This is a genomic window from Mucilaginibacter lutimaris (assembly GCF_042676625.1).
In the GTDB taxonomy this organism is placed as follows: domain Bacteria; phylum Bacteroidota; class Bacteroidia; order Sphingobacteriales; family Sphingobacteriaceae; genus Mucilaginibacter; species Mucilaginibacter lutimaris.
In genome coordinates this window covers 98149-118697 of record NZ_JBHTIA010000009.1, presented here as the reverse complement: position 1 = coordinate 118697, position 20549 = coordinate 98149, and the positions used below count along the sequence as shown (strand labels likewise).

Below are 20549 nucleotides of genomic sequence, written 5' to 3'. Positions count from 1 at the left end.
CTATTAATTGGTTGTTATAAATTCGCTCTAATGTAGGCCTCTTAATCTCAGTCTTTCAGACTTAATCCATTCCTTATTAGCATTTGTTGTCACTGGTCTAACTTCGCCATTTTCGTTTTCCATTAAAATAGTCAATACATATAACGGTGTAGTAGGAAGCTTCTGCTTAATAAGATGATTTGTTTTAGCTCCGTTTCCAAATATAAAAATATCAGGTAACTCATTTTCTAATTCTACACAAAACCAATCGGCATTACTGTCAAAATAATCATCAACGCAAGAGGCTGGAAGTTTGCCTGTCATGGTTTCACCGTTAACGATGACGGACAATTTATCGGAAAGATTTCTGCGTTTCACGGTCTTAAAATCGTTCTCAGACAATGAAACTAAAAGCTTCAATTTTTCATCATCTGTACCGTTAACACAATACATTTTACCACACCAATTGTATGCTGTATCTGTGCCTATATCGACGTAAATCCAAAAGTTAACAATGATTTCTTCCATTAAGCATTTTGATTTAAGCTATTATAAACCTTCTTTAACATATAATTCTTTACCAGCCCCCCGAAATCTTTATCATCCATCATCTTAGAGAATATATCTTGGTTCTGCTCCATACGGGAGATTAGCTTATCCATAAAGATGTCATCAAAGCCGAATTTAAAGTTCTCAATAGTGTTGCTTTTAGCCTGCTGGCTGAGTTTTGCATCGGCGACTAACTCAGCTTCAATCTGGTCAAAAAAGAGTTTGTCAGCATCATTGAATTCGGTTGAGAACCGTTTATTAAGTACCTCTATGATTTCCGATAGTGCCGCCCGTTCTTCCTTATTCATTCGAATACCGGCCTCATTCTGTCCATCTAAACCGTACTCACCTTGCGGCTCCATCAGGATGTTAGTTTCGGCTACTTTCTGTAATCGGTAGTACTCTAAGGATACCTCATCGCCTAATTGGAAACGGTCATTAGGGTTACGTGGTAGCTTCCTTAATAAGAATTTACCATACGTGTAAAGCTTTTCTAAATTTACATCCGTAAACGGCATAATTTGGGTTAGGAAGGAATACAGCCGGACAAACGATTGTAAAGAGTTTTTGAATCCCTCCTGAGTTGATTCTGTGTTGATTACATCATCTTTAATGTTCTCAATTGGGAGCTGTTCAAAGCGGTCTACAGCGGGGTCAATGTATGCGTTAAGCTTTCCTTGCTCAGCCACAGATAATGTCTTAGCGGACTTAAAATACACGTTACAGAAGTTATCTATCTCGGTATCCCATATTATCCGGGCTTTCCTGATTTCGGTCTCTAAATCGTAGAGGTGATTAGGGTCAGTTGTGGTCTCTACCGTGGTCAGTTCATAATATGGCTGGAACGAATCTAAGATGTCTTCGGTTTCGTTTGCAAAATCCAATACAAACGTGTCATCTTTACCGGCGCACATCCTGTTTAGCCGGGATAATGTCTGCACCGCTTTAACCCCGTATAGCTTTTTGTCTACGTACATGGTATGTAATAGCGGTTGGTCAAACCCGGTTTGGTACTTGTCAGCCACCAGTAATAATTGATACTCGTCCGTGTTAAACTTCTTAGGTAATTCTTTTTCCTTAAACCCGTTTAGTTCAACCTCAGTTACACCATCCGGGTACAAGTCGTAAATCACTTTACCCGAAAATGCCACAATGGTCTTTATATCGTTGTAACCTTGCTTGGTAATGTACTTATCAAATTCTTCTTTGTACCGAACTGCATGTAAGCGGGAACTGGTAACTACCATAGCCTTTGCCTTCCCACCAATTTTTTTTGATACCACCTGCCTGAAATGCTCTACCATTACTTCGGTCTTTTGCGCAAGGTTATGAGGGTGTAACGATAGAAAACGTGCTATAGCAGTTGCCGCTTGTTTTTTGTTTACATCGGGGTCGTCTTCAATCTCTTTAGATAGTTTAAAGAAGGTTTTATAAGTAGTGTAATTACGTAACACATCTAAAATAAAGCCCTCTTCAATAGCTTGCCGCATTGAATATAGGTGAAAAGGCTTTGGTTTACCGCTGGCATCGGGTGTGCCGAAAACCTCTACTGTTTTGGCTTTAGGTGTAGCAGTAAAGGCAAAAAAGCTAAGGTTAGTTTGCTTACCACGGGCTTGCATCGACTTCCTGATTTCATCCTCGGCCTCTTCATCCAAACCTGAAAAATTTTCATCTTGCTCAGCTTCTTCTAATGATTTTGCCGCCAAAACCTCCTTCATCTTCTTAGTTGCTTCACCGCCCTGAGAGGAGTGAGCCTCGTCAATTATTACAGCATATTTTTTATTTGCCAGTTCACCAACCTTATCTAATATGAATGGGAACTTTTGCAGGGTAGTGATGATAATGTTGGAACCTGTTTTGATAGCATCCGCCAATTGCTGCGAATCCTTATCTATCTTCTGTACTACACCCTGCTTGTGTTCAAACTGGTATATGGTATTTTGCAGTTGATTATCCAATACCGTCCTGTCCGTAATCACGATTACTGAATCAAAAATGCGGTTGTTATTATAATCGTGTAAACTGGATAATCGGTAGGCTAACCAAGCGATAGAATTGGATTTGCCCGAACCTGCACTATGTTGTATAAGGTAATTATGACCGGCACCAAGAGCTTTAGCGTTTTTGCTTACCGCTCGTACCACATCCATTTGGTGATAGCGGGGGAATACGATTGTTTCTTTTATTTTAGTAATGCCGTTAAACTCAAACTCCTCCGAACTCAGGTGTAGGAATTTACCGATAATATCTAAAAAACTATCCTTAGCCCAAACATACTCCCAAAGGTATGATGTACGGTAACCATGCTTATTTTGCGGATTACCGGCACCGTTGTTATCCCCTAAATTGAACGGCAAATAGCGGGTATGCTTACCATCTAACTTAGTAGTCATATAGCATTCATCGGTATCAACTGCGAAGTGGACTAATGACCTTTTTTTAAATTGAAATATTGGCTCGGTTGGCTCTCTGTCGTAAACGTACTGCTTTTTAGCGTGGTTAATATTTTGACCGGTAAACTGATTTTTAAGCTCTATAGTAGCAATAGGTAGACCGTTGAGGGATAATACCATATCAATAGAGTTATTGCCTTTACGTTCATAAAAAAGCTGTCGGGTAACAGATAAATGATTGGTATTGTAAAGCGTGTCAGCTGTAGGATTTAAAGATGACTCAGGCTTAAAATACCCCATCTTGAATTTAACACCATAATCAGTAAACCCATTACGTACAACATCCAGCGTACCACGCAAATCCAGTTCTTTTATCAGGCGTTGTATAACCTTTCTTTCGACATCAGTTTTATGGATAGATTCGATTTTAAGCCATTCTTTCCGCTGAGAGTCTTTTAAAAAATCTGTAACGTAAACCGGGAACAATCCTAAGTTTACATCAAAGTCAATAGAATTGCCAGAGACGTAACCACCGTTGGTAGTCAGTGAATCAGCAATAGCTGCTTCAAAAGTTTTCTCATTGTGAATGCCGTTTGCCATATTATGCGGTTGCTAATAATTCTGTGATTGCCTCATCTCGTATATCCACTTTCCCGGTTACCACTTCTGAAATTAAAGCAGTTTTATACTCTTTTAAATAATCTATTTCATTTCGGACTTTGTTAGCGATATTTAAAATCCTTTCCTCTTCAACTTTAATAAAATCTATAATCTGTTGTTGTTCATCTTTATTCGGACAAGGGACTTTTAAGGACTTTAATGCTTCGGAACTAATATTGGGTTGCCCCCCTCCCTTGGATAAATTTATTATTTGAGGTTTGTTGATAATAAACCAATAAAATAGAAATTCATTTATAATAACATCTGAATCATAAAATACGCAACATGCTTGATTTGTAGTAATTTCACAGTTAACCACACTTACCTTTCCGATTGTGGCACCGTACATTGCGATAACTACAGTACGAGCAGGGAATATCTTCAAAGCAGCGTAATCCTTTAAGGCACGTTCTGTAACTTTCTTGGATGTTTCAGTCAAAATGCCATCATTTAAGTCGCCAGTATTTAACCAATTGACTGTGCCATTTTCATGGTACAATGGATTTCCTGATTCAGGAGTTGTCCCGCTTCCGATTTTTTTAAATGCGTGACTTAGTTTCCAAATTTGCCATGAATCAGGGATTTTACCCGACCATTCAATGCCGCTATCAACCAATGGAGCATGAGGATTAAGTCCTTTAGTCATCGCACTATGGATAGTTGCAATACGCTCCTCCTTTAATAGCTCAATAAGTTTTTCTTTTTCGTAGATTAACTTGTCAAGTTGCTTTGTTTTAAAATCAAGGTATTGACTTATTCGGAATTGTTCTTCAAGCGGGGGTAACAAAACTTTGAATTTCCCTGTGTCTTCTTGTGATAACCCGTAAAATGTTGTGCCAGACTTATATAGTTCTATGTGGTTGTTAAAATGTTCGGATAAAAGCTGATAATACAAAAATCTTGGAAAATAAGCGTTATTAAGAGGACGTAAAACGAGTAAGTGACTATTCAATGAAGCCTTACCCGGTAAAGTGTCAACAAATAGAAGCTTTCCAATGGTGCCGTCCTTGGTCATTAAAATATCACCAATTTTCAATTGGATTTCAGGGGCTTCATTATATCTCTCCTCGCTGATATGATAAACTTCGTCCCACTGAATTATTCCATTTTTAAAATTCATGCCGGTGATTAAATAAGGTAAATTTTTATCCTCACTAAATTCAGAATGCTTTAAGCCTTGCCAGCCTATCCGACCCTTTAAATAACAATGTCTTTTTAACTTATCTATTCTCCAATGAGAGGGAATAGACTTAACAAAAGAATCACCTGAACTTTTATATTGGTTATAGCTTTTCATGTTCTAAGCAATAACATCATTAATTAATCCTAAGGTTTCTTGCTCCAATGCCAAAATATCCTTTTTTATTTCTTCCAAGGAACGCAGCGGTTTATACTGGTAGAAATATTTTGTAAAGTTAATTTCGTAACCAATTTTAGTTTTAGTTTCATCAACCCACGCATCCGGCACATGAGGCAACACCTCTTTTTGAATATAGGCTTTTATATCCTCTTTCAATGGGATGCTTTCCGTATCTCTTAAACTACTATCAGGTTTTGGTTTTCCATTCTTGTCGGTCTTTATATTGCCTTTAGAGTCTCTTTCGGGACGCTCAACGGTAATTTTTGAATACCCAAAATCCCGGTTATCAAAAATTTTACTTATTTCATTTGGCACAAATTCACCGTACACTTTAGTAATTTCGTTAATATGATTAGGGCTTAATTCGTTACGCTTATCGCCAAGGGATTTACTCATTTTTTTAGAAAAGTCCACGGCGTTGATAAGTTGTACTTTCCCCCGGCGATTAGCGGACTTGTGGTTGGACAGTATCCATATATAGGTACTTATACCAGTATTGTAAAACAATTGGTTTGGCAAGGCTATAATGGCTTCTAACAGGTCGTTTTCAATTATCCACTGACGTATGCTTGATTCATTTTTGGTTGCGCTTGGACTACCTGAAAACAATGGTGACCCGTTGAATACGATAGCCAGCCGTGACCCTTCGGGCTTCATTTTCGATATAAGAGACATGAGGAACAGGAAAGAGCCATCACCAGTTGAAGGCAAACCAGCACCAAACCTGCCACCAAATCCTTTTTCATCATGTTCGGCTTTAACTTTCTTGCCTATCTTTTCCCATTTCACACCAAATGGGGGATTGGTAATCAGGTAATCAAATTTCTCGTTCGGCAAATGGTCTTCCGATATGCTATTACCTTTTTTAATGTTAACCGGGTTCTGGCCTTTAATCAACATATCTGATTTACATATAGCATACGATTCAGGGTTAAGCTCCTGACCAAACACTTCTAACCGGGCATCCGGGTTAAGTTCGTGCAGGTATTCTTCGGCAACGCTAAGCATACCACCGGTACCGGCGCAACAATCGTATATTGTTTTTACAATGCCTTTTTGAGTTAATATATCCCGGTCGTTTAGGAACAATAGGTTTATCATTAACCGGATAACCTCACGGGGCGTAAAATGCTCCCCGGCAGTCTCGTTAGAGATTTCCGCAAACTTTCGTATCAGCTCTTCAAACAGGTAACCCATTTCCATGCTACTTACCTTGTTAGGATGCAGGTCGATTTCTTGGAACCGCTTAACCACCATAAACAACAGGTTATTGTTATCCATGCGGGTAATTTGGTTCTCAAACTCAAACTGCTCTATAATCTCCCGTGCATCAGCAGAAAAGCCGTTGATGTACTCTATCAGGTTAGCGGCAATGTTATTAGGGTCAGCAATTAGTTTATCAAATGTAAATTGGCTGCGGTTATGAAAATTGTACCCGGCTACCTTGTTTAGGATAGGGTCAATATTCTGGATGTTCATGGTTTTCGCCTGCTCGTACTTCTTTAGTACTTCGGTTTTGGTGGTATCCAAAACGCAATCTAAACGCCTCAGCACGGTTAACGGTAGTATAACCTTACCGTAGTCGCTCTGCTTATAGTCTCCCCTTAAAAGGTCAGCAATCGACCAGATAAAGTTCGCTGTTTCTCTAAAATTCTTCATGTAGTTCGTTGAAAAGGCTAAGTTCTTTTAAAAGTACAGAATAATTGCAAAATACCGGATTTATTTAACGTTAGCACTTGCATTTTGGACAGACTCGACTATGTTTGCTTAGTAGTAAAATGAGTGTAGAATAACAGCAATCGCAAGTATAAAATATTGATTACAGTGACGGTAATCTTAAAATAAAACTTGCATTCTTTAGAACCTATATTATGTTTACACAAGTGGTTTACTTATATGAACAACCACAAAACAATGAATTTTCGACTATGCGCAGAGTAATGAAAAATCAGGTTAAATTAAAATTCGGTTGTAGATAGCCCATGATTCTACCTCACGAATAATGTAGTCGTGGGGCAAGAAAAGTGAAAATGAATTTTATACTGCAAAACGAGGTTTATTTTAAAATCCTCAACGAAGTCCGCACACCAACCGGACGCATCTCTGAACCGCTGTACCAAAAGTACTTCTATGTGTTACATTACATCAATCGCTGTAGGCTTTTTGATACTGACGAATATGACTTAGGTGTACCTATGTACTACCCTGTGCTTGAAGAAATTTTGATGTTAAAACCTTCAAAAGTGAGTCGAATATTAAGATGGTTTGTAACCAACCAAGTTATAGTTAAAGTAAAGAATTACTCCAATGGCCGTAGTAGTTCACTTTATAAGCTTCATCCTGATATGGAAGTTAAGCAGATTGACTTCAATCGCATTACTGATAATGAGTCAAGACTGGTTAAGAAAATAAACCTATTTCATAAAAGACGAAACGCTAAGTGTGGAACCACCATAATTCAAGAAGGTATAGTATTCGACAAGCTTACGGTTAGTAGAAAAGGCAGAAAGTACTTAGCAGGCAAATACCCTGACCTTCCTATAATACGAGAGGTAAACTACTCTACTATTAATCCTAAAGACTTCTATTTAGCATCGTTATATATGGGTGACAGATATTGCCGCAGAGCTGAAAGCACCAGACGCATTTATTCAACTATTACCAGTATGCCAAGTCATTTAAGAAAGTATCTTTTGTTAGATGGTATGCCGTTGATGCAAATTGATTTAAAAAATGCTCAAATATTACTGAGCGTACCACTTATCATTAAAGAGTATCAAAGGAAATACGGGGAGCTCTGCATTATTCCTGATGATATATTAATGTTTAAAGAATTGGCAGAAACAGGTTGTTTCTATGAACACGTCGCATTTAACGCAGGCATAGACGTTCTTGGGTCTGTAAAACGTGAAGCTTTTAAAGAGCAATTCTTTAAACAAATATGGTACTCAAAAAAGAGGTCTTGGAACTCTAAGCTTAAAACGAGCTTCGTAGATGACTTCCCCAATGTGTGGGATGCAATTAATAGTCTAAAACGGGAGGACTACAGATTATTTGCCATCAACTTACAAAAGTTTGAGGCTCAAATTTTCATTGACGAAGTATTAGCAGAACTTTATAAACGCAAGATAACTGCGCTCTCTATTCACGATTCAATAGTCATCACAAATGTTGAGGACTTGTATCTTGCAGAAGAGCTCCTAAGAAGAGCACTTTTAAAACATGGATTAAATCCAAGCTTTAAAATTGAAGGAGACGAGAAGTATAAAATAGCATCTTAATATTGCCAGTTTCTATAAATCTATAGCCATCGATTAAAGGGGCTTCAAAAATCCCAAAAAAAATTCCAAAAAAAATTTTGACACCATCCCTCTACCCCCACAACCGGCCCGGATACAGGGGGGGGAGTAGGGGATACGGTGGGGAGGGCTCCCCCATGCCTTAAAACATATATCATGAAAAAAACACTATTTAATGCAACATTGAAAGAGTTACAGCAAAGTAACATGGCGTACATAATATAAGAATGACACCTTAATTAAGGTCTTTACAGAGTACTTAAACCCTCTTAGAGGCGATGGGTATGTAAACGTGTTTATTACCGTGGATGAAATACGTTATAATAGATGCTTCGAAAATAAAGTGTCAGACCTACACCTTGTTAATTTCATCAACAAATTTGTCAATAATTTAACCTACCGGGAGCAGTATATTAGAGACAAATAATTTACCTAATAAATTGGTAATCCCCTTAATTTTCGTATATTGTAGGTAATTAATCAAATCATTAACCGGTTTGGTTGCTTGCAGAATTTGCAAGCATTTGCAAGCAATTTGCAAACACATTGGTAAGATGGGAAAGTTAGGGGCAACAAAAAACCCCTTAGAAGTAATCTAAGAGGCTTTTTTTAAGTGGGAGTTACTGGGTTCGAACCAGTGACCCTCTGCTTGTAAGGCAGATGCTCTGAACCAGCTGAGCTAAACTCCCTTCGTTTTGGGTTTGCAAATATAGAAATTACCTACACTCCGTCAAAAAAATATTTCAAATAATTTATAATTAATAGATATACAGCCTATTGTATTTTACTACATAGCTATGTCCTGGCTTCCCCGGGGGTCTTCGGGCAGAATCTCCATCTCCGGGAACTCAATATAGTCGGCATACCATTGTATCGCTCCTACTACATCCAGTGCATCGTCGGCAGTAATGTTAATGGTTTCAAAAGCGTAGAGTTTATTGTTAGCATACCCATAAAGCTGTATTTCGCCTTCGTTTGGGGTAAACTGATCTTCGGTAAGGCAATACACACGGATCTTTAAACCAGTATCGCGTGAGTGTATTACATCCCGGCAAGGGTTGTTAGGGTCGGTAGCCAATAAATACACATTGTAATCCATACTACTTGTAACATTGATAGTTATAATAAGTTTCTAATAATTTATTATAGCACGCTAATTCGTGCAACGAAAGCTAAGGGGAATATAATTTTCTACACTGTGGGAAGCCGTTTCCACATATAAAATGTAGCATAACATTAAAAGATGCGTTTTTAAGGGGAATTAAAGCCTTTTTTAGTTGGGCATTAGGTTTGTATATACATTAGCAACCCTTCTCAAAGGGAGTTTTTCATAGGTAGATGTAGGGCCGAAATACTGCGAGAGTGTTTCGGCCTTTTTTATGCTTGTATTTTTTTATACTCCAATTTGCTATACCTACTCCAATTTGCTATAAACGACAAAATTTAAAATCTGAGTTAAAACTTTGAGCGTAAGTGACTGTACTATAAGTTACAAAAACACTACTAAAAATCAAACTATGAAATCAGAACTCAACCCAACAACAGACGGGGCAAATATGGCCCGAAGGTCGTTTTTGCGCTACGCCGGGGCAAGCGCGGCGGGCATAGCCCTTATTGGCTCTGCGGCCTCCTGTAAAAAAGACAAAATTGTACCAACAAACGGTATTGATATTGGCAGCGGCGATATTGGTATATTAAATTATGCCTACGCGCTTGAACAATTAGAAGCCGCATTTTACTTACAGGTAGCAGCTACGCCTTACAGCGGCATAAGTTCTATTGAAACCGCTTACCTTACAGACATTCGCGACCATGAAGTTTTGCACCGCGACTTTTTTAAGGCAGCTATTGGTACTAAGGCAATTACAACGCTAACAACCGATTTTTCTTCGATTGATTTTAGCAGCCGTGCTTCGGTACTTGCAGCAGCTAAATTATTAGAAGATACCGGCGTACGCGCCTATGATGGTGCCGGCTATTTAATTAAAGACCCGGGATATTTAACCATTGCCGGTAAAATTGTATCGGTAGAGGCAAGGCACGCCGCCTTGATAGCTAACCTGATTACACCGGGCAGCTTTGTAAGCGATGACCAGGTGGATGCAAATGGCTTAAACAAATCAAACACCATTGCCGAAGTATTGGGCGCAGCCAACGGTTTCTTAAAAACCAAAGTGAGCGCGGTTAATTACAATTATCAAGTTTAAAAATTATAGCCATGAATTTATTTAATATAATAGAAGAAATAGAAAAGGTTGATCCCGAGATAAACGACAGGTTAAACCCCCGCCGTGCAGCTATCAAAAACATAACCAGCTTTGGTTCAAAAGTGGCTGTAGCTGCTATGCCATTTGCAATTGGCACTATGTTTAAACGCGCATATGGCCAAACATCAAACGCTGTTGTTGATGTTTTAAACTTTGCCTTAACATTAGAACACCTCGAAGCTGCATTTTATAATGCCGGTGCTGCAAAATCTGGTTTAATACCGGCTGCAGACAGCGCTTATCTTAACCTGATCAGGAGAGATGAGAATGCTCACGTTAAATTTTTACAGGGTGTTATTACCTCCCTTGGTGGCACACCGGTTCCGCCTGCCACTTATGATGTTACCGGTGGTAATAACAAAGGCAACGGCCCTTTTCCTGATGTACTTACAAACTATGCCACATTTTTAGCCGTTGCGCAGGTACTTGAAGATACCGGGGTACGCGCATACAAAGGGCAGGCACCAAACCTCATTGGTAACAAGGATATTCTTACTCCTGCTTTATCTATCCACGCGGTAGAAGCACGCCATGCATCGGCTATACGTAAATTACGCCACGATTTAGGCCAGGCGCCTAATATAAAGCCGTATATTGTTAGTACAGCTACCCTAGGTAATGATACAGGTGTTACCGCCGCAAATAATAATTATAAAGGCGAAGAAAACGTATCTCAGGGTGGTGTTAATTTGGTTACCGCATTAAAGGTGTCTACAGCCGTAGCTACGGCAGCATTTGATGAACCACTATCTAAAGAAGATGTTGTTGCATTGGTAGTAGGGTCGTTTATAGTAACTAATTAACTTTAAATTTTAATACTGATCTTATAATGAAAAACGACCGGCATTCAACCGGTCGTTTTTTTATTGCTATAATTAGTTGCGTACAGGTCGGCCGCCTCCAGTTTCCCGAGGCTGTTGCTGCTGCCTTTGCTGCTCTTGTTGCTGGCGCATTTGGCGCTGCTGTTCCTGCTGTTGCTGGCGCTGCTGTTCTTGCTGTTGCTGACGTTGCTGTTCTTGCTGTTGCCTTTGCTGCTCGCGGGCCTGCTGTTGCTGCCTCTGTTGCTGTTGCGCCTGTTGGCGTTGCTGTTCCTGCTGCTGGCGCATCTGCTCCTGCTGTTGCTGCCTCTGTTGCTGCTGTACTTGTTGGCGTTGCAGTTCCTGTTGCTGGCGTTGCTGCTCCTGTTGTTGACGCACCTGTTGCTGTTGTTGCAATAACTGTTGCTGGCGTTGTTGCTCTTGCTGCTGCCTTTGTTGTTCCTGTTGTTGACGCACCTGTTGTTGCTGTTGCAATAACTGTTGCTGGCGGGTTTGCTCTTGCTGCTGCCTTTGTTGTTCCTGCTGCTGACGCACCTGTTGTTGCTGTTGTTGCAACTGTTGCTGGCGGGCTTGCTCTTGCTGTGCCCGGGCATCATCTGTTATAGCGCGAGTGCCGCGGCTTAATTGGTCCTGGCGCTGTTGCTCGCGCTGCTGCCTTTGCTGTTCACGGGCTTGCTGTTGTTGCTGGCGTTGCTGTATAACCATTTGCGATTGCTGATCGGCTTGCGATTGCTGTGTGGCTTGTTGCTGCCTTTGTTGCTCACGTATTTGTTGCTGTTGCCTGCGCATTTGCTGTTGTTGCACATCGCCTTGCTGCCTGTCTATATTACGCTGTTGCTGCGCATCACCTGTTAAAGGGCGTGTACCGCGGCCCGGCCTGTTATTATTATCTGGCGTAACAGTTGGCTGGTTTGAAACCGGCCTTCCATTATTAGGCCTGCCATCAACACTAGCGTTGTTATTATTCACCCTAACTATTCTCCCATCAGGGTTATTGGTTCTTGCCGCCTCGGCCAGTTTAGATGCATTAGCCGGATTATAACGAGTACCACGGCTCCTGTCTATACCACCAATACGCTGCGCTGGGTTTTGCTGCCTGTATGCTGTAGCGTCTACTACCCTTGCAGGGCGTGCGCCTGTATTTGTCCTGACACCGGGCCTGTAAATATTAATGTTATTGTTATTAACCGTAACACGCGATGGCCTGCTTACATTATTAATATTATATACCCTTACCGGTCTTGAGCTATAACGCTGTATATCCTCGCGCCTCGGGCTGTAATAACTGCGGTTATTATAAGTATAGCGGTTTCGTACCCAGTTGGTATTACGTATTATTACACTTACCCTGTTATAAGGCACATAGTAATTGTACACATTAGGGCTATTTATATACGCGTATGGTGCAAACACCCAATAGTTATCATTGATAGCGTAATTATTATCATTATAATAAGTATCGTAGTTTATATTAGGTTCCATAGGAGCCCAGCCGTAGTAGCCACCTCCATCTCTCCAGGTTACCCATGCAGGTGCCCATTCGCTGCCCGGAGACCATTCCCAACCGTAATAATTATCGTAATGCCACCTGCCGTAATGGAAAGCCGCCCAACCCCATGGGTAATCAGACACCCAGGTATTGCCGGCATCTGTCATGGCCCAATAACCCCTGGTAGCGTAAGGTTTAAAATCTTCCTCAACATCCGGGATCCAAACATTACCATACTGCTGGTCGTAGATCCAGGTACCGTAGGGCTGTAACTCGTCATAAAATTCCTGTTCGGATATATATTCGCCCTCCTGCTGGGCCATAATTCTGCTTTCGGCGCAGGATGTGAACAAGAACGCTAATAACGCTATGCTCAGTATTTTATTTAAGATTTTCATACTCTGGTATTTAATATAACTGGTATATTGTATTCGACTGATTATTGATTGAAACGTTTAACCGCACAATTGTTTTAAGAGCCAATGATATAAAACAAATGCCTCATAACAGGTATTTTATTCAATAAGCTTATATGTCCATAAAAAAATGGATAATTTTGCCTTATAATATTCAAAATATGAGTACAGTAAACATTCCACGCCTTGATCTTAATACTTACATAAATGGTACCGCCGAAGAGCGCAAAGCTTTTTCGGACAGTATTGGTAAAGCCTTTAACGAAACCGGCTTTGTAACCATAACCAACCATGGCCTTAGCAAGGAGCTGATAGATAAGCTTTATACCCAGGTTAAAGCCCTTTTTGCCCTGCCCGAGGATGTAAAACAAAAATATGAGATTCCCGGCCTTGCAGGCCAGCGCGGTTACACCGGTAAAAATAAAGAGACTGCCAAAGGCTTTAAAGTACCCGATCTGAAGGAGTTTTGGCAAATAGGGCAAACCGTAACAGATAACGACCCTATAAAGGAAACCTACCCCGAAAACATACAGGTGGCCGAGCAGCCCGAATTTAACAGCACCACTTTAGAAGTTTACAAAAAACTTGAGGCAGCAGGCACACACCTGCTAAGGGCTATTGCCGTTTATTTGGGTTTGGATGAGAATTACTTTGATGATAAAGTACACAACGGTAACTCCATATTACGCACGCTGCACTACTTCCCTATTGAAAACCCGGATGCTTTGCCTGACGATGCCGTGCGCGCCGGTGCACATGAAGACATTAACCTGATAACCCTTTTAATAGGTGCCAGCGCCGATGGACTTGAGTTGCTAACACGCGATAACCAATGGTTCCCGGTTACAGCATTTGGTGAGGACCTTGTAGTGAACGTAGGCGATATGCTGCAGCGTTTAACCAACAACAAACTAAAATCAACAACGCACAGGGTGGTTAACCCGCCCCGCGAGCAGATGAAGAATTCGCGCTTTTCGGTACCGTTCTTTCTGCACCCCAAAACCAATATGGACCTCACTAGCCTGCCATCAACTATTGATAAGGAGCACCCCAAACTATATACTGATATTACCGCGGGCGATTACCTTGATGAGCGCCTGCGCGAGATTGGTTTAAAAATGTAACTATACTATAAAGGCCTCCCTGCATAACAGAGAGGCCTTTATTACATATAAGTATTTATTCAGGCTTATTCAGGTCCTGCTTGTCGTTATCATCATTCGGGTTTTGATTACTTTGCTTAGCAGCGCGTGCGTCAAGCATAATTCCGATAGCCATACCGAATATCATCCCCAGGGCAAGCTTATGAAATATGATCCCAAATGCTATTCCTAAAATCAGATACAGAATAAAGTTATTTTGCTTTTTCATAATCATGCGTTAATCAACGCTAACTGTTAAGCCTTCTTGTTGTAATATTTTACGGTAGATCTCCATCTCGGTGAATGAGCCTTCCAATACCGCGCACTTACCCTCGTTATGTACTTTCCAGGCAATTTTTTCGCCCTGGCTTTCGGTATAATCCAGGTATTTCATCATGCAATGTATAACGTGCTCAAACGTGTTATGATCATCGTTCCATAAAATAAGGCGGTGCATTTCCTTAAGCCCGGCTAATATTTCCTCTAAGGTGAGGGTCTCTTCCTGTACTTCAGTTGGCATATGTACCAGCAAATTTACTCAAAAACGCGTTAAAATAATGTTTATCATCCTATAAAATTACACGCAACGCACTTATCCTGAATAAATCATAAATGAAACGTAGCATCCCCGCTACTAACACTTAATTGGAATGGGTGCGGGAATTCCTGGGGGAATTTTTGACTTTTGACTTTTGACGCTACTCCACCTTATACCTAAATACCTGCCTGCCAATATTGCCTTCATCATCTATCCCTTCAACCACAACACGGTAGGTACCGAGGCTGCCTGCATTAAAATACTCAATGGCGCCTTTGCCGTCGGCATCCGTTAACAGGTTGGGTTGCCAGTAGATGGTGGTACGCAGGTCGGCCAGTTTCTGATTGGTTTTCGCATCATATTTGGGCGAATAAAATTCGCGGCTCAGGTAAATTCCTTTTGGCTGGTAACGTATAACCCCTTGTTCAAACCGCTTGGTATCGTAAAAGGCTAAAGGCTCGTCGCCACGCCGTGTAGTAACCAATACCGCGCCGTATCCCCCGTAAACACTGGCCGCACCGCCACGTATTACCTCTATTGCTTCAACATCATTACTATTTAAAGTTTTCAGATCATTTGGATGCGCAACTACGCCATCAATTAAAACGGTCATTGGCCTGTCTATACGGGTAGAATATGGCAGGCCGCCTTTGAAGGTGACCCCCACAATACGCCCCTCAAGACATTCAACTAAATTGCGGCATCCCTGCCCTATTTGCCTGCCACTAAGGGTTTGGTCTACAAACTCCTTACTCACAATATTTGAGGAATGCTTTGTAGGATTAAATTTATCGTTTATGCGTACTTCTTTTAACATTCGCACATGGTTGCCCAAGCCTAACTTAAGCTGCTCATAATACAGCGCTTTATTATTTTCGGCATAAGTGTTTACAATACTTGCTACTCCGCTATAAAAATCTGCCGCGTTCTTATAGTTTGCAGCGGATGGTGCCCGGGTAGTATCCATAGTTATAATAACGTCTTTACTGTTTTTGGCGGTACGTGCATAAAGCAAGAAACGAATACTATCGATGTATATCAGATCTTTAAATGTAAAGCGGCCGTTTGCATCCGTAAGCGCATCCAATTTAATTACGCCCCCTTCATAATTTATTAGCTGCACTTTTCCCCTGGTTACAGGCAGGCCTTTGGGTGTTGTTACCCTGCCGGATATGGTAAAAGTTGTTTCGCGCCCAAATTTGTTGGGGGAGGCAGCACCACCTAATACTTTTTTCCACTCAAACCTGCGGTATCCCTGGGTAAGCATCAGTGCATCCAGATCGTCGCGGGTTTTATCGGTAGCATTATTAAAATAGTAGGCAGGCTGTTCTATATAGCCCTTTAAATCTGAGGTAAGCAGCAGATTCGCCATTATGCTACTCTCGTTATTCTCGTTAACAGGCACACGGGTTTCATCTATTACCGCTACCGATAAATTGCCCGGAGCGGGCAGGCCTTCGCCATCTTTTGTAGCTATGTTTAGCACAACTTTTTGCCTTGGCGCATATGTTTGCCTTTCGGCAGATATGGCCACGTCAAGCCTATCGTCAGGATTCTGCAAAAACACCAACCGCTCATTCAGCGGTTCGCCGGTTGATGAGAACAAGGTGAATTGCGCTATGCCCGTAGGGAATTTATTTTTTGGCACCAAGGCAGAGAATACTGTATTACCCGGGTTGCTTTTAGCCGTATAAAAAACCTTCCCGCCGCTTTGCCCAACCAGATTAAACGCATCAGAAGCACCCTTGGCAGTAGCCACGGTTATACGCAGGTTATCTGGGCCCGATTCAAATACTTTTAATACATAACCCTCGTTAATAGCCCTGGGCAAAGCAAAGGTGCGCTTAGAGCCATCGGGAAACTCTATATTTACAAAGTAGTCTTCGCCTGCTTTGGGGGTATAGTTTAAAACTCCCATACCTAAGTGCGAGGTAGTTAATTTAGCAACCCGGTTACCCGCGGTGTTTTCAACAATGCCTTTTATATCAATCCCCAAGCCATCGGTACCAACAGCCTTAAAGGCAAGCTTTGCCGGAATGCCATTAATAATATTGCCGCCTTCGGGGAAGAACTGAACATCTCCTTTTGCAGATAAGGCCCTAATAGGTATGGTATTAGTTACCACATAGCCTTTTGATACATTTACCCTGGTAATAATAGTACCATTATTTAAAAGCGCCGGTGTATTGCCTGCCAGGTTAAGTTGAAAATTCCCTGCGCTATCGGTTATACCTTTTCCTTTGGTTATTACTTTATCATCAAGCATCACCGTATAATTAACCGTGTTGCCCGTGTATGTATTACTGTTAATATCCGTATAATTAATAACCGCCGTTAAATTATCCGCGCCAGGTTTATTGCTGTAATTAAATGTTGCCCGCGCAAATACTTTGTTGGTAATAGCGTTCCCAATGCTGATAGCTTTATCAAAAATATAGTCTTTACCATCATTTAGCATGTATTGTGTATATGCACGTATGCGGTAGTTACCCGCATGCAGTGTATCGGGCAGGGCTATATCACCAAAGGCAGTGCCTTCATTCAATTGCAGCTTTAAGGTTTGTGTGATAGAATCCTGATCGTTTATCAACTCTACATTCAATACCCCGCTATAGTCAGATAATTTATGTAAACTACCAAGGGTAACGTAGGCCTTAAACCAAATATTTTCGCCGGCCGCGTAGTAAGGCTTATCAAGGTGAAGGTGCACTTTCTCTACAGGATGCACTTCAGACCATTTTTCCAGTTGCTGATTTACCTTATTAAGGATGTCATCATCAATAACAAAACTGTAAATACAAACAACACAAAATGCTGCTAACAGCCGGGTAGTGGTACGTTTAATATTCATAATTCAGCAAGGCAGGTGTATTGTAAATATACTAAAACCTTTATTTAAAAAATCAATACATATTACTCTACTTTGTAGCGTATTACCTGCCTGCCTATATTGCCTTCGCTGTCTACGCCTTCAATCACTACACGGTAATTCCCTGCATCCGCGTTGTAATATTCAACCGTTGATATACCGCCAACGGTTACAATATTCGGTTTCCAGTAAATGGTAGTCCGCAGGTCAGCCAGTGTCTGGCGGTTCTTTACATCATATTTTGGTGAATAAAAAGTACGTGAGCGATAAATACCCTTTGGCGCGTATGGTTTTATGCCGCGGCCAAATGTTTGCGGGTACTCTACAGGTTCGTCGCCGCGCTTGGTGGTTATAACAATTACGCCACTACCGGCATCCATTCCATAAATAGCATAGGTGCCGGGGTTGCGCAGCACTTCTATAGATTGGACATCATTTACATTAAGTGTATTAATAGCATTACTTTGAGAGCGAAGCCCGTCTATAACCACCAGCATACGGCCAAAGCCCCGTGTAGTGTAAGGAACCCCATTCCTAAATATAACGCCCAATAAACGCCCCTGCAGGCAATCAGCCAGTTGCGGGCAACCCATGTTGTAAAAATCTTTAGCCAAAAAAACCTGGTCGGCATTGCCCGGCCCGTTTAAGTTTGATGAATGTTTAAGGGCATTCCGCTTCTCGCGTATCTGTACCTCGCGCAGACTGATAACATGGTTACCCTGTCCATACTTCATTTGTTCGTAGTATAACGCTTTACTGTTTTGGGCGTAAGTAGCAAGAAAGCTACTTGTAGTCAATTTAAAATCGGCAATATTTTTATAATTATTTGCCGCAGGTGGCGGGATGCTATCCATGGTTATAATTACGTCGCGTTTATTCTTTGCCGTACGCGCCTGGATCAAAAACTTGATACTATCTGCAAATATCACGTCGTTAAAGGCAAAACGACCTGCCTGGTCTGTAATGGTGTCTATTTGTAATACGCCGTCGCCAAAGTTTATCAGCTCAACCTTACCACCGGCTACCGGGCTGCCCGATGGTGTTGTTACCCTGCCTGATATGGTAAAATTCTTTTGATTGGCATACCTGTTTACAGGCTGATTCGCGCTCAGCACATCCTTCCACTCGTATCTATGGTATCCCTGGGTTAGCATCAATACATCCAGGTCGGCGCGGGTTTTATCGTTTACGTTGTTAAAGTAATATGCAGGCTGTTCTATATACCCCTTAATGTCTGAAGTTAACAGCAGGTTGGCCAGTATATTGTTTTCGGAGTTCTCATCAACCGGCACTTTAGTTTCATTTGTTACAGCTATAGAGAAACTGCCTACAGCAGGTTTGCCTTCGTTATTTTTAGCATTGATGCTTAAACCTATCTTTTGCCTTGCCGAATAACTTTGCTTATCGGCAATAACCGATAAACTAAGGATGTCGTCGGGGTTATTGATAAATACCAAGCGCTCATTTAAAGGTGTACCCGATGAGGAGAACAATGTGAACTGCGCTATCCCCGATGGGAATTTACTTTTAGGTATCGTAGCCGAAAATACCTTATTGCCCGGCACACTGCTTGCCGCGTAATAAACCTTAACTCCGCTTTGCCCTATGAGGCTAAACCTATTGCTGTTTTGCTTTGTGGCACTTACTACTACCCTTAAATTTTGTGGCCCGGCATCAGCAACGTTCAGTACAAAACCATCATCGGTGGCTACAGGTAAATTAACCGTTCCCTTTGAACCATCGGTATAAGTTAAATTTGCTTTATAGGTATTTCCTGCCTGCGGGGTAAAATTAATTACACCCATACCTAAATGAGCTGTAGTTATTATCGCTACCTGCTTGCCCTTGCTATCGGTTACCGTACCTTTTACATCTACACCTAATCCATCGGTGCCAATAGCTTTAAACGCTAACCTGGTTTCTATGCCGTTTACCATCACACCCCCTTCGGGGAAAAACTGTACATCGGCATGGCCTGCCATTACCCTTACAAGGATACTTTTATAAACCGCTCCTCCCTGCCCTGTGCCGGTAATGCCCGTAACTATTCTGCCTGTTTTTAGTAAAGCGGTATTATCACCCGGCAACTCTATATGCAGGTTGCCATTTGCATCTGTTACGCCTTTGCCTTTTGCTATAACATTATTATTTAACATAAGTGAGTAACTCACCGCGTTACCGGAATAAGCAGCGCCGTTAGCATCAGTATAATTAATATCAGCGCTAACTGTGCTGCGGCCGTTTTGGCCGGCCGTACTAAACGTAGTTTTAGTAAATACTTTGTTAGTAATAATGTTGGTTATGCTAATGGCTTTATCAAAGACAAAGTCGTTACCAGCGTTCAGCATATATTGGGTGTACGCGCGTATGCGGTAGTTGCCCTCATGCAGGGTATCGGGCAGGGCGAAATCGCCGTAGGCAAGGCCGTTGTGTAGTTGTAGCTTTATGTTTTGTTTAACGGCATCCTGCTCATCTATCAGTTCCACATTAAGTATGCCGCTGTCGGACTGCAAACGGTGTTCGGGGCCGGTAATTACATAGGCTTTAAACCATATATCATCGCCGGCTGCATAATATGGCTTATCAAATTGCAGGTGTACTTTTTCGATAGGATGCGCCCCCGTCCACTTATCTAACTGGCGTTGTACGATGGCAGCAATATCCTCATCGGCGCTAAAACTATAAGCGCCAACAACACCAATGGCCAGCAAAAGGCCCGCTATAAAACGTTTGTAAGCCATACATTTACAGGTAAATCACAATATAAACA

The 20549-nt window shown here is 41.4% G+C and carries 14 protein-coding genes and 1 tRNA gene; 4 read left to right on the top strand and 11 right to left on the bottom strand.

Going from position 1 to position 20549, the window contains the following annotated elements:
* Positions 1–27 precede the first annotated feature (27 nt).
* From ACFQZI_RS13170 to ACFQZI_RS13155, 4 genes are read right to left on the bottom strand one after another with little or no spacing between them, the layout of a single operon-like run.
* Positions 28–507, bottom strand: a complete 480-nt coding sequence (locus ACFQZI_RS13170; RefSeq protein ID WP_377143144.1) for a hypothetical protein — start codon at positions 505–507, stop codon at positions 28–30.
* The gene (locus ACFQZI_RS13165; RefSeq protein WP_377143143.1) at positions 507–3521 is read right to left on the bottom strand and encodes a type I restriction endonuclease subunit R; all 3015 of its coding nucleotides are present in this window, start codon (positions 3519–3521) and stop codon (positions 507–509) included. Before ACFQZI_RS13165 ends, ACFQZI_RS13170 begins: the two co-directional genes overlap by 1 nt.
* 1 nt (position 3522) lies before the next feature.
* Entirely contained in the window at positions 3523–4878 is a 1356-nt protein-coding gene (locus ACFQZI_RS13160) for a restriction endonuclease subunit S (protein ID WP_377143141.1), read from the bottom strand.
* Between the two features lie 3 nt (positions 4879–4881).
* On the bottom strand, positions 4882–6600 hold the full coding sequence (locus ACFQZI_RS13155) for a type I restriction-modification system subunit M (RefSeq protein WP_377143139.1): 1719 nt from the start codon (positions 6598–6600) through the stop codon (positions 4882–4884).
* Positions 6601–6971: 371 nt separating this feature from the next.
* On the opposite strand from ACFQZI_RS13155, the gene ACFQZI_RS13150 reads away from it, so the two are divergent.
* On the top strand, positions 6972–8222 hold the full coding sequence (locus ACFQZI_RS13150; RefSeq protein ID WP_377143137.1) for a hypothetical protein: 1251 nt from the start codon (positions 6972–6974) through the stop codon (positions 8220–8222).
* A 632-nt stretch (positions 8223–8854) separates the two neighbouring features.
* Here the strand turns inward: ACFQZI_RS13150 and ACFQZI_RS13145 are convergent.
* A tRNA-Val gene (locus tag ACFQZI_RS13145) sits at positions 8855–8929 on the bottom strand.
* Between the two features lie 98 nt (positions 8930–9027).
* Positions 9028–9339, bottom strand: a complete 312-nt coding sequence (locus ACFQZI_RS13140; protein ID WP_377143135.1) for a hypothetical protein — start codon at positions 9337–9339, stop codon at positions 9028–9030.
* A gap of 418 nt (positions 9340–9757) precedes the next feature.
* Between ACFQZI_RS13140 and ACFQZI_RS13135 the strand changes: the two genes are divergently transcribed.
* On the top strand, positions 9758–10447 hold the full coding sequence (locus ACFQZI_RS13135; RefSeq protein ID WP_377143133.1) for a ferritin-like domain-containing protein: 690 nt from the start codon (positions 9758–9760) through the stop codon (positions 10445–10447).
* An 11-nt stretch (positions 10448–10458) separates the two neighbouring features.
* Positions 10459–11310: a ferritin-like domain-containing protein gene (locus ACFQZI_RS13130; protein WP_377143131.1), complete on the top strand. Its 852-nt coding sequence runs from the start codon at positions 10459–10461 to the stop codon at positions 11308–11310.
* A gap of 72 nt (positions 11311–11382) precedes the next feature.
* Here ACFQZI_RS13130 and ACFQZI_RS13125 read toward each other — a convergent pair whose 3' ends face one another.
* Entirely contained in the window at positions 11383–13212 is a 1830-nt protein-coding gene (locus ACFQZI_RS13125; RefSeq protein ID WP_377143129.1) for a DUF6600 domain-containing protein, read from the bottom strand.
* A gap of 179 nt (positions 13213–13391) precedes the next feature.
* Here ACFQZI_RS13125 and ACFQZI_RS13120 point away from each other — a divergent pair, with 179 nt between their 5' ends.
* Positions 13392–14354, top strand: a complete 963-nt coding sequence (locus ACFQZI_RS13120; protein WP_377143127.1) for an isopenicillin N synthase family dioxygenase — start codon at positions 13392–13394, stop codon at positions 14352–14354.
* A gap of 55 nt (positions 14355–14409) precedes the next feature.
* On the opposite strand, the gene ACFQZI_RS13115 is transcribed toward ACFQZI_RS13120, so the two are convergent.
* The 4 genes from ACFQZI_RS13115 to ACFQZI_RS13100 all read right to left on the bottom strand — a co-directional run bounded on the left by ACFQZI_RS13115 (position 14410) and on the right by ACFQZI_RS13100 (position 20520).
* Positions 14410–14601 carry a hypothetical protein gene (locus tag ACFQZI_RS13115; RefSeq protein WP_377143125.1) on the bottom strand — a complete coding sequence of 64 codons (192 nt, stop codon included), beginning with the start codon at positions 14599–14601 and terminating at the stop codon, positions 14410–14412.
* A gap of 9 nt (positions 14602–14610) precedes the next feature.
* Complete coding sequence (locus ACFQZI_RS13110) at positions 14611–14892, bottom strand: ATP-dependent Clp protease adaptor ClpS (RefSeq protein WP_377143123.1); 282 nt, start codon at positions 14890–14892, stop codon at positions 14611–14613.
* A gap of 178 nt (positions 14893–15070) precedes the next feature.
* Positions 15071–17761 carry a TonB-dependent receptor plug domain-containing protein gene (locus tag ACFQZI_RS13105; protein WP_377143121.1) on the bottom strand — a complete coding sequence of 897 codons (2691 nt, stop codon included), beginning with the start codon at positions 17759–17761 and terminating at the stop codon, positions 15071–15073.
* Between the two features lie 62 nt (positions 17762–17823).
* Positions 17824–20520: a TonB-dependent receptor plug domain-containing protein gene (locus tag ACFQZI_RS13100; protein WP_377143120.1), complete on the bottom strand. Its 2697-nt coding sequence runs from the start codon at positions 20518–20520 to the stop codon at positions 17824–17826.
* Positions 20521–20549 lie beyond the last annotated feature (29 nt).

What these genes read in the sequence shown, in the direction of transcription:
- ACFQZI_RS13135 (WP_377143133.1), top strand. Translation starts at nt 9,758, where the DNA reads ATGAAATCAGAACTCAACCCAACAACAGACGGGGCAAATATGGCCCGA.
- ACFQZI_RS13170 (WP_377143144.1), bottom strand. Translation starts at nt 507, where the DNA reads ATGGAAGAAATCATTGTTAACTTTTGGATTTACGTCGATATAGGCACA.
- ACFQZI_RS13140 (WP_377143135.1), bottom strand. Translation starts at nt 9,339, where the DNA reads ATGGATTACAATGTGTATTTATTGGCTACCGACCCTAACAACCCTTGC.
- ACFQZI_RS13155 (WP_377143139.1), bottom strand. Translation starts at nt 6,600, where the DNA reads ATGAAGAATTTTAGAGAAACAGCGAACTTTATCTGGTCGATTGCTGAC.
- ACFQZI_RS13105 (WP_377143121.1), bottom strand. Translation starts at nt 17,761, where the DNA reads ATGAATATTAAACGTACCACTACCCGGCTGTTAGCAGCATTTTGTGTT.
- ACFQZI_RS13165 (WP_377143143.1), bottom strand. Translation starts at nt 3,521, where the DNA reads ATGGCAAACGGCATTCACAATGAGAAAACTTTTGAAGCAGCTATTGCT.
- ACFQZI_RS13115 (WP_377143125.1), bottom strand. Translation starts at nt 14,601, where the DNA reads ATGAAAAAGCAAAATAACTTTATTCTGTATCTGATTTTAGGAATAGCA.
- ACFQZI_RS13150 (WP_377143137.1), top strand. Translation starts at nt 6,972, where the DNA reads ATGAATTTTATACTGCAAAACGAGGTTTATTTTAAAATCCTCAACGAA.
- ACFQZI_RS13100 (WP_377143120.1), bottom strand. Translation starts at nt 20,520, where the DNA reads ATGGCTTACAAACGTTTTATAGCGGGCCTTTTGCTGGCCATTGGTGTT.
- ACFQZI_RS13110 (WP_377143123.1), bottom strand. Translation starts at nt 14,892, where the DNA reads ATGCCAACTGAAGTACAGGAAGAGACCCTCACCTTAGAGGAAATATTA.
- ACFQZI_RS13125 (WP_377143129.1), bottom strand. Translation starts at nt 13,212, where the DNA reads ATGAAAATCTTAAATAAAATACTGAGCATAGCGTTATTAGCGTTCTTG.
- ACFQZI_RS13120 (WP_377143127.1), top strand. Translation starts at nt 13,392, where the DNA reads ATGAGTACAGTAAACATTCCACGCCTTGATCTTAATACTTACATAAAT.
- ACFQZI_RS13160 (WP_377143141.1), bottom strand. Translation starts at nt 4,878, where the DNA reads ATGAAAAGCTATAACCAATATAAAAGTTCAGGTGATTCTTTTGTTAAG.
- ACFQZI_RS13130 (WP_377143131.1), top strand. Translation starts at nt 10,459, where the DNA reads ATGAATTTATTTAATATAATAGAAGAAATAGAAAAGGTTGATCCCGAG.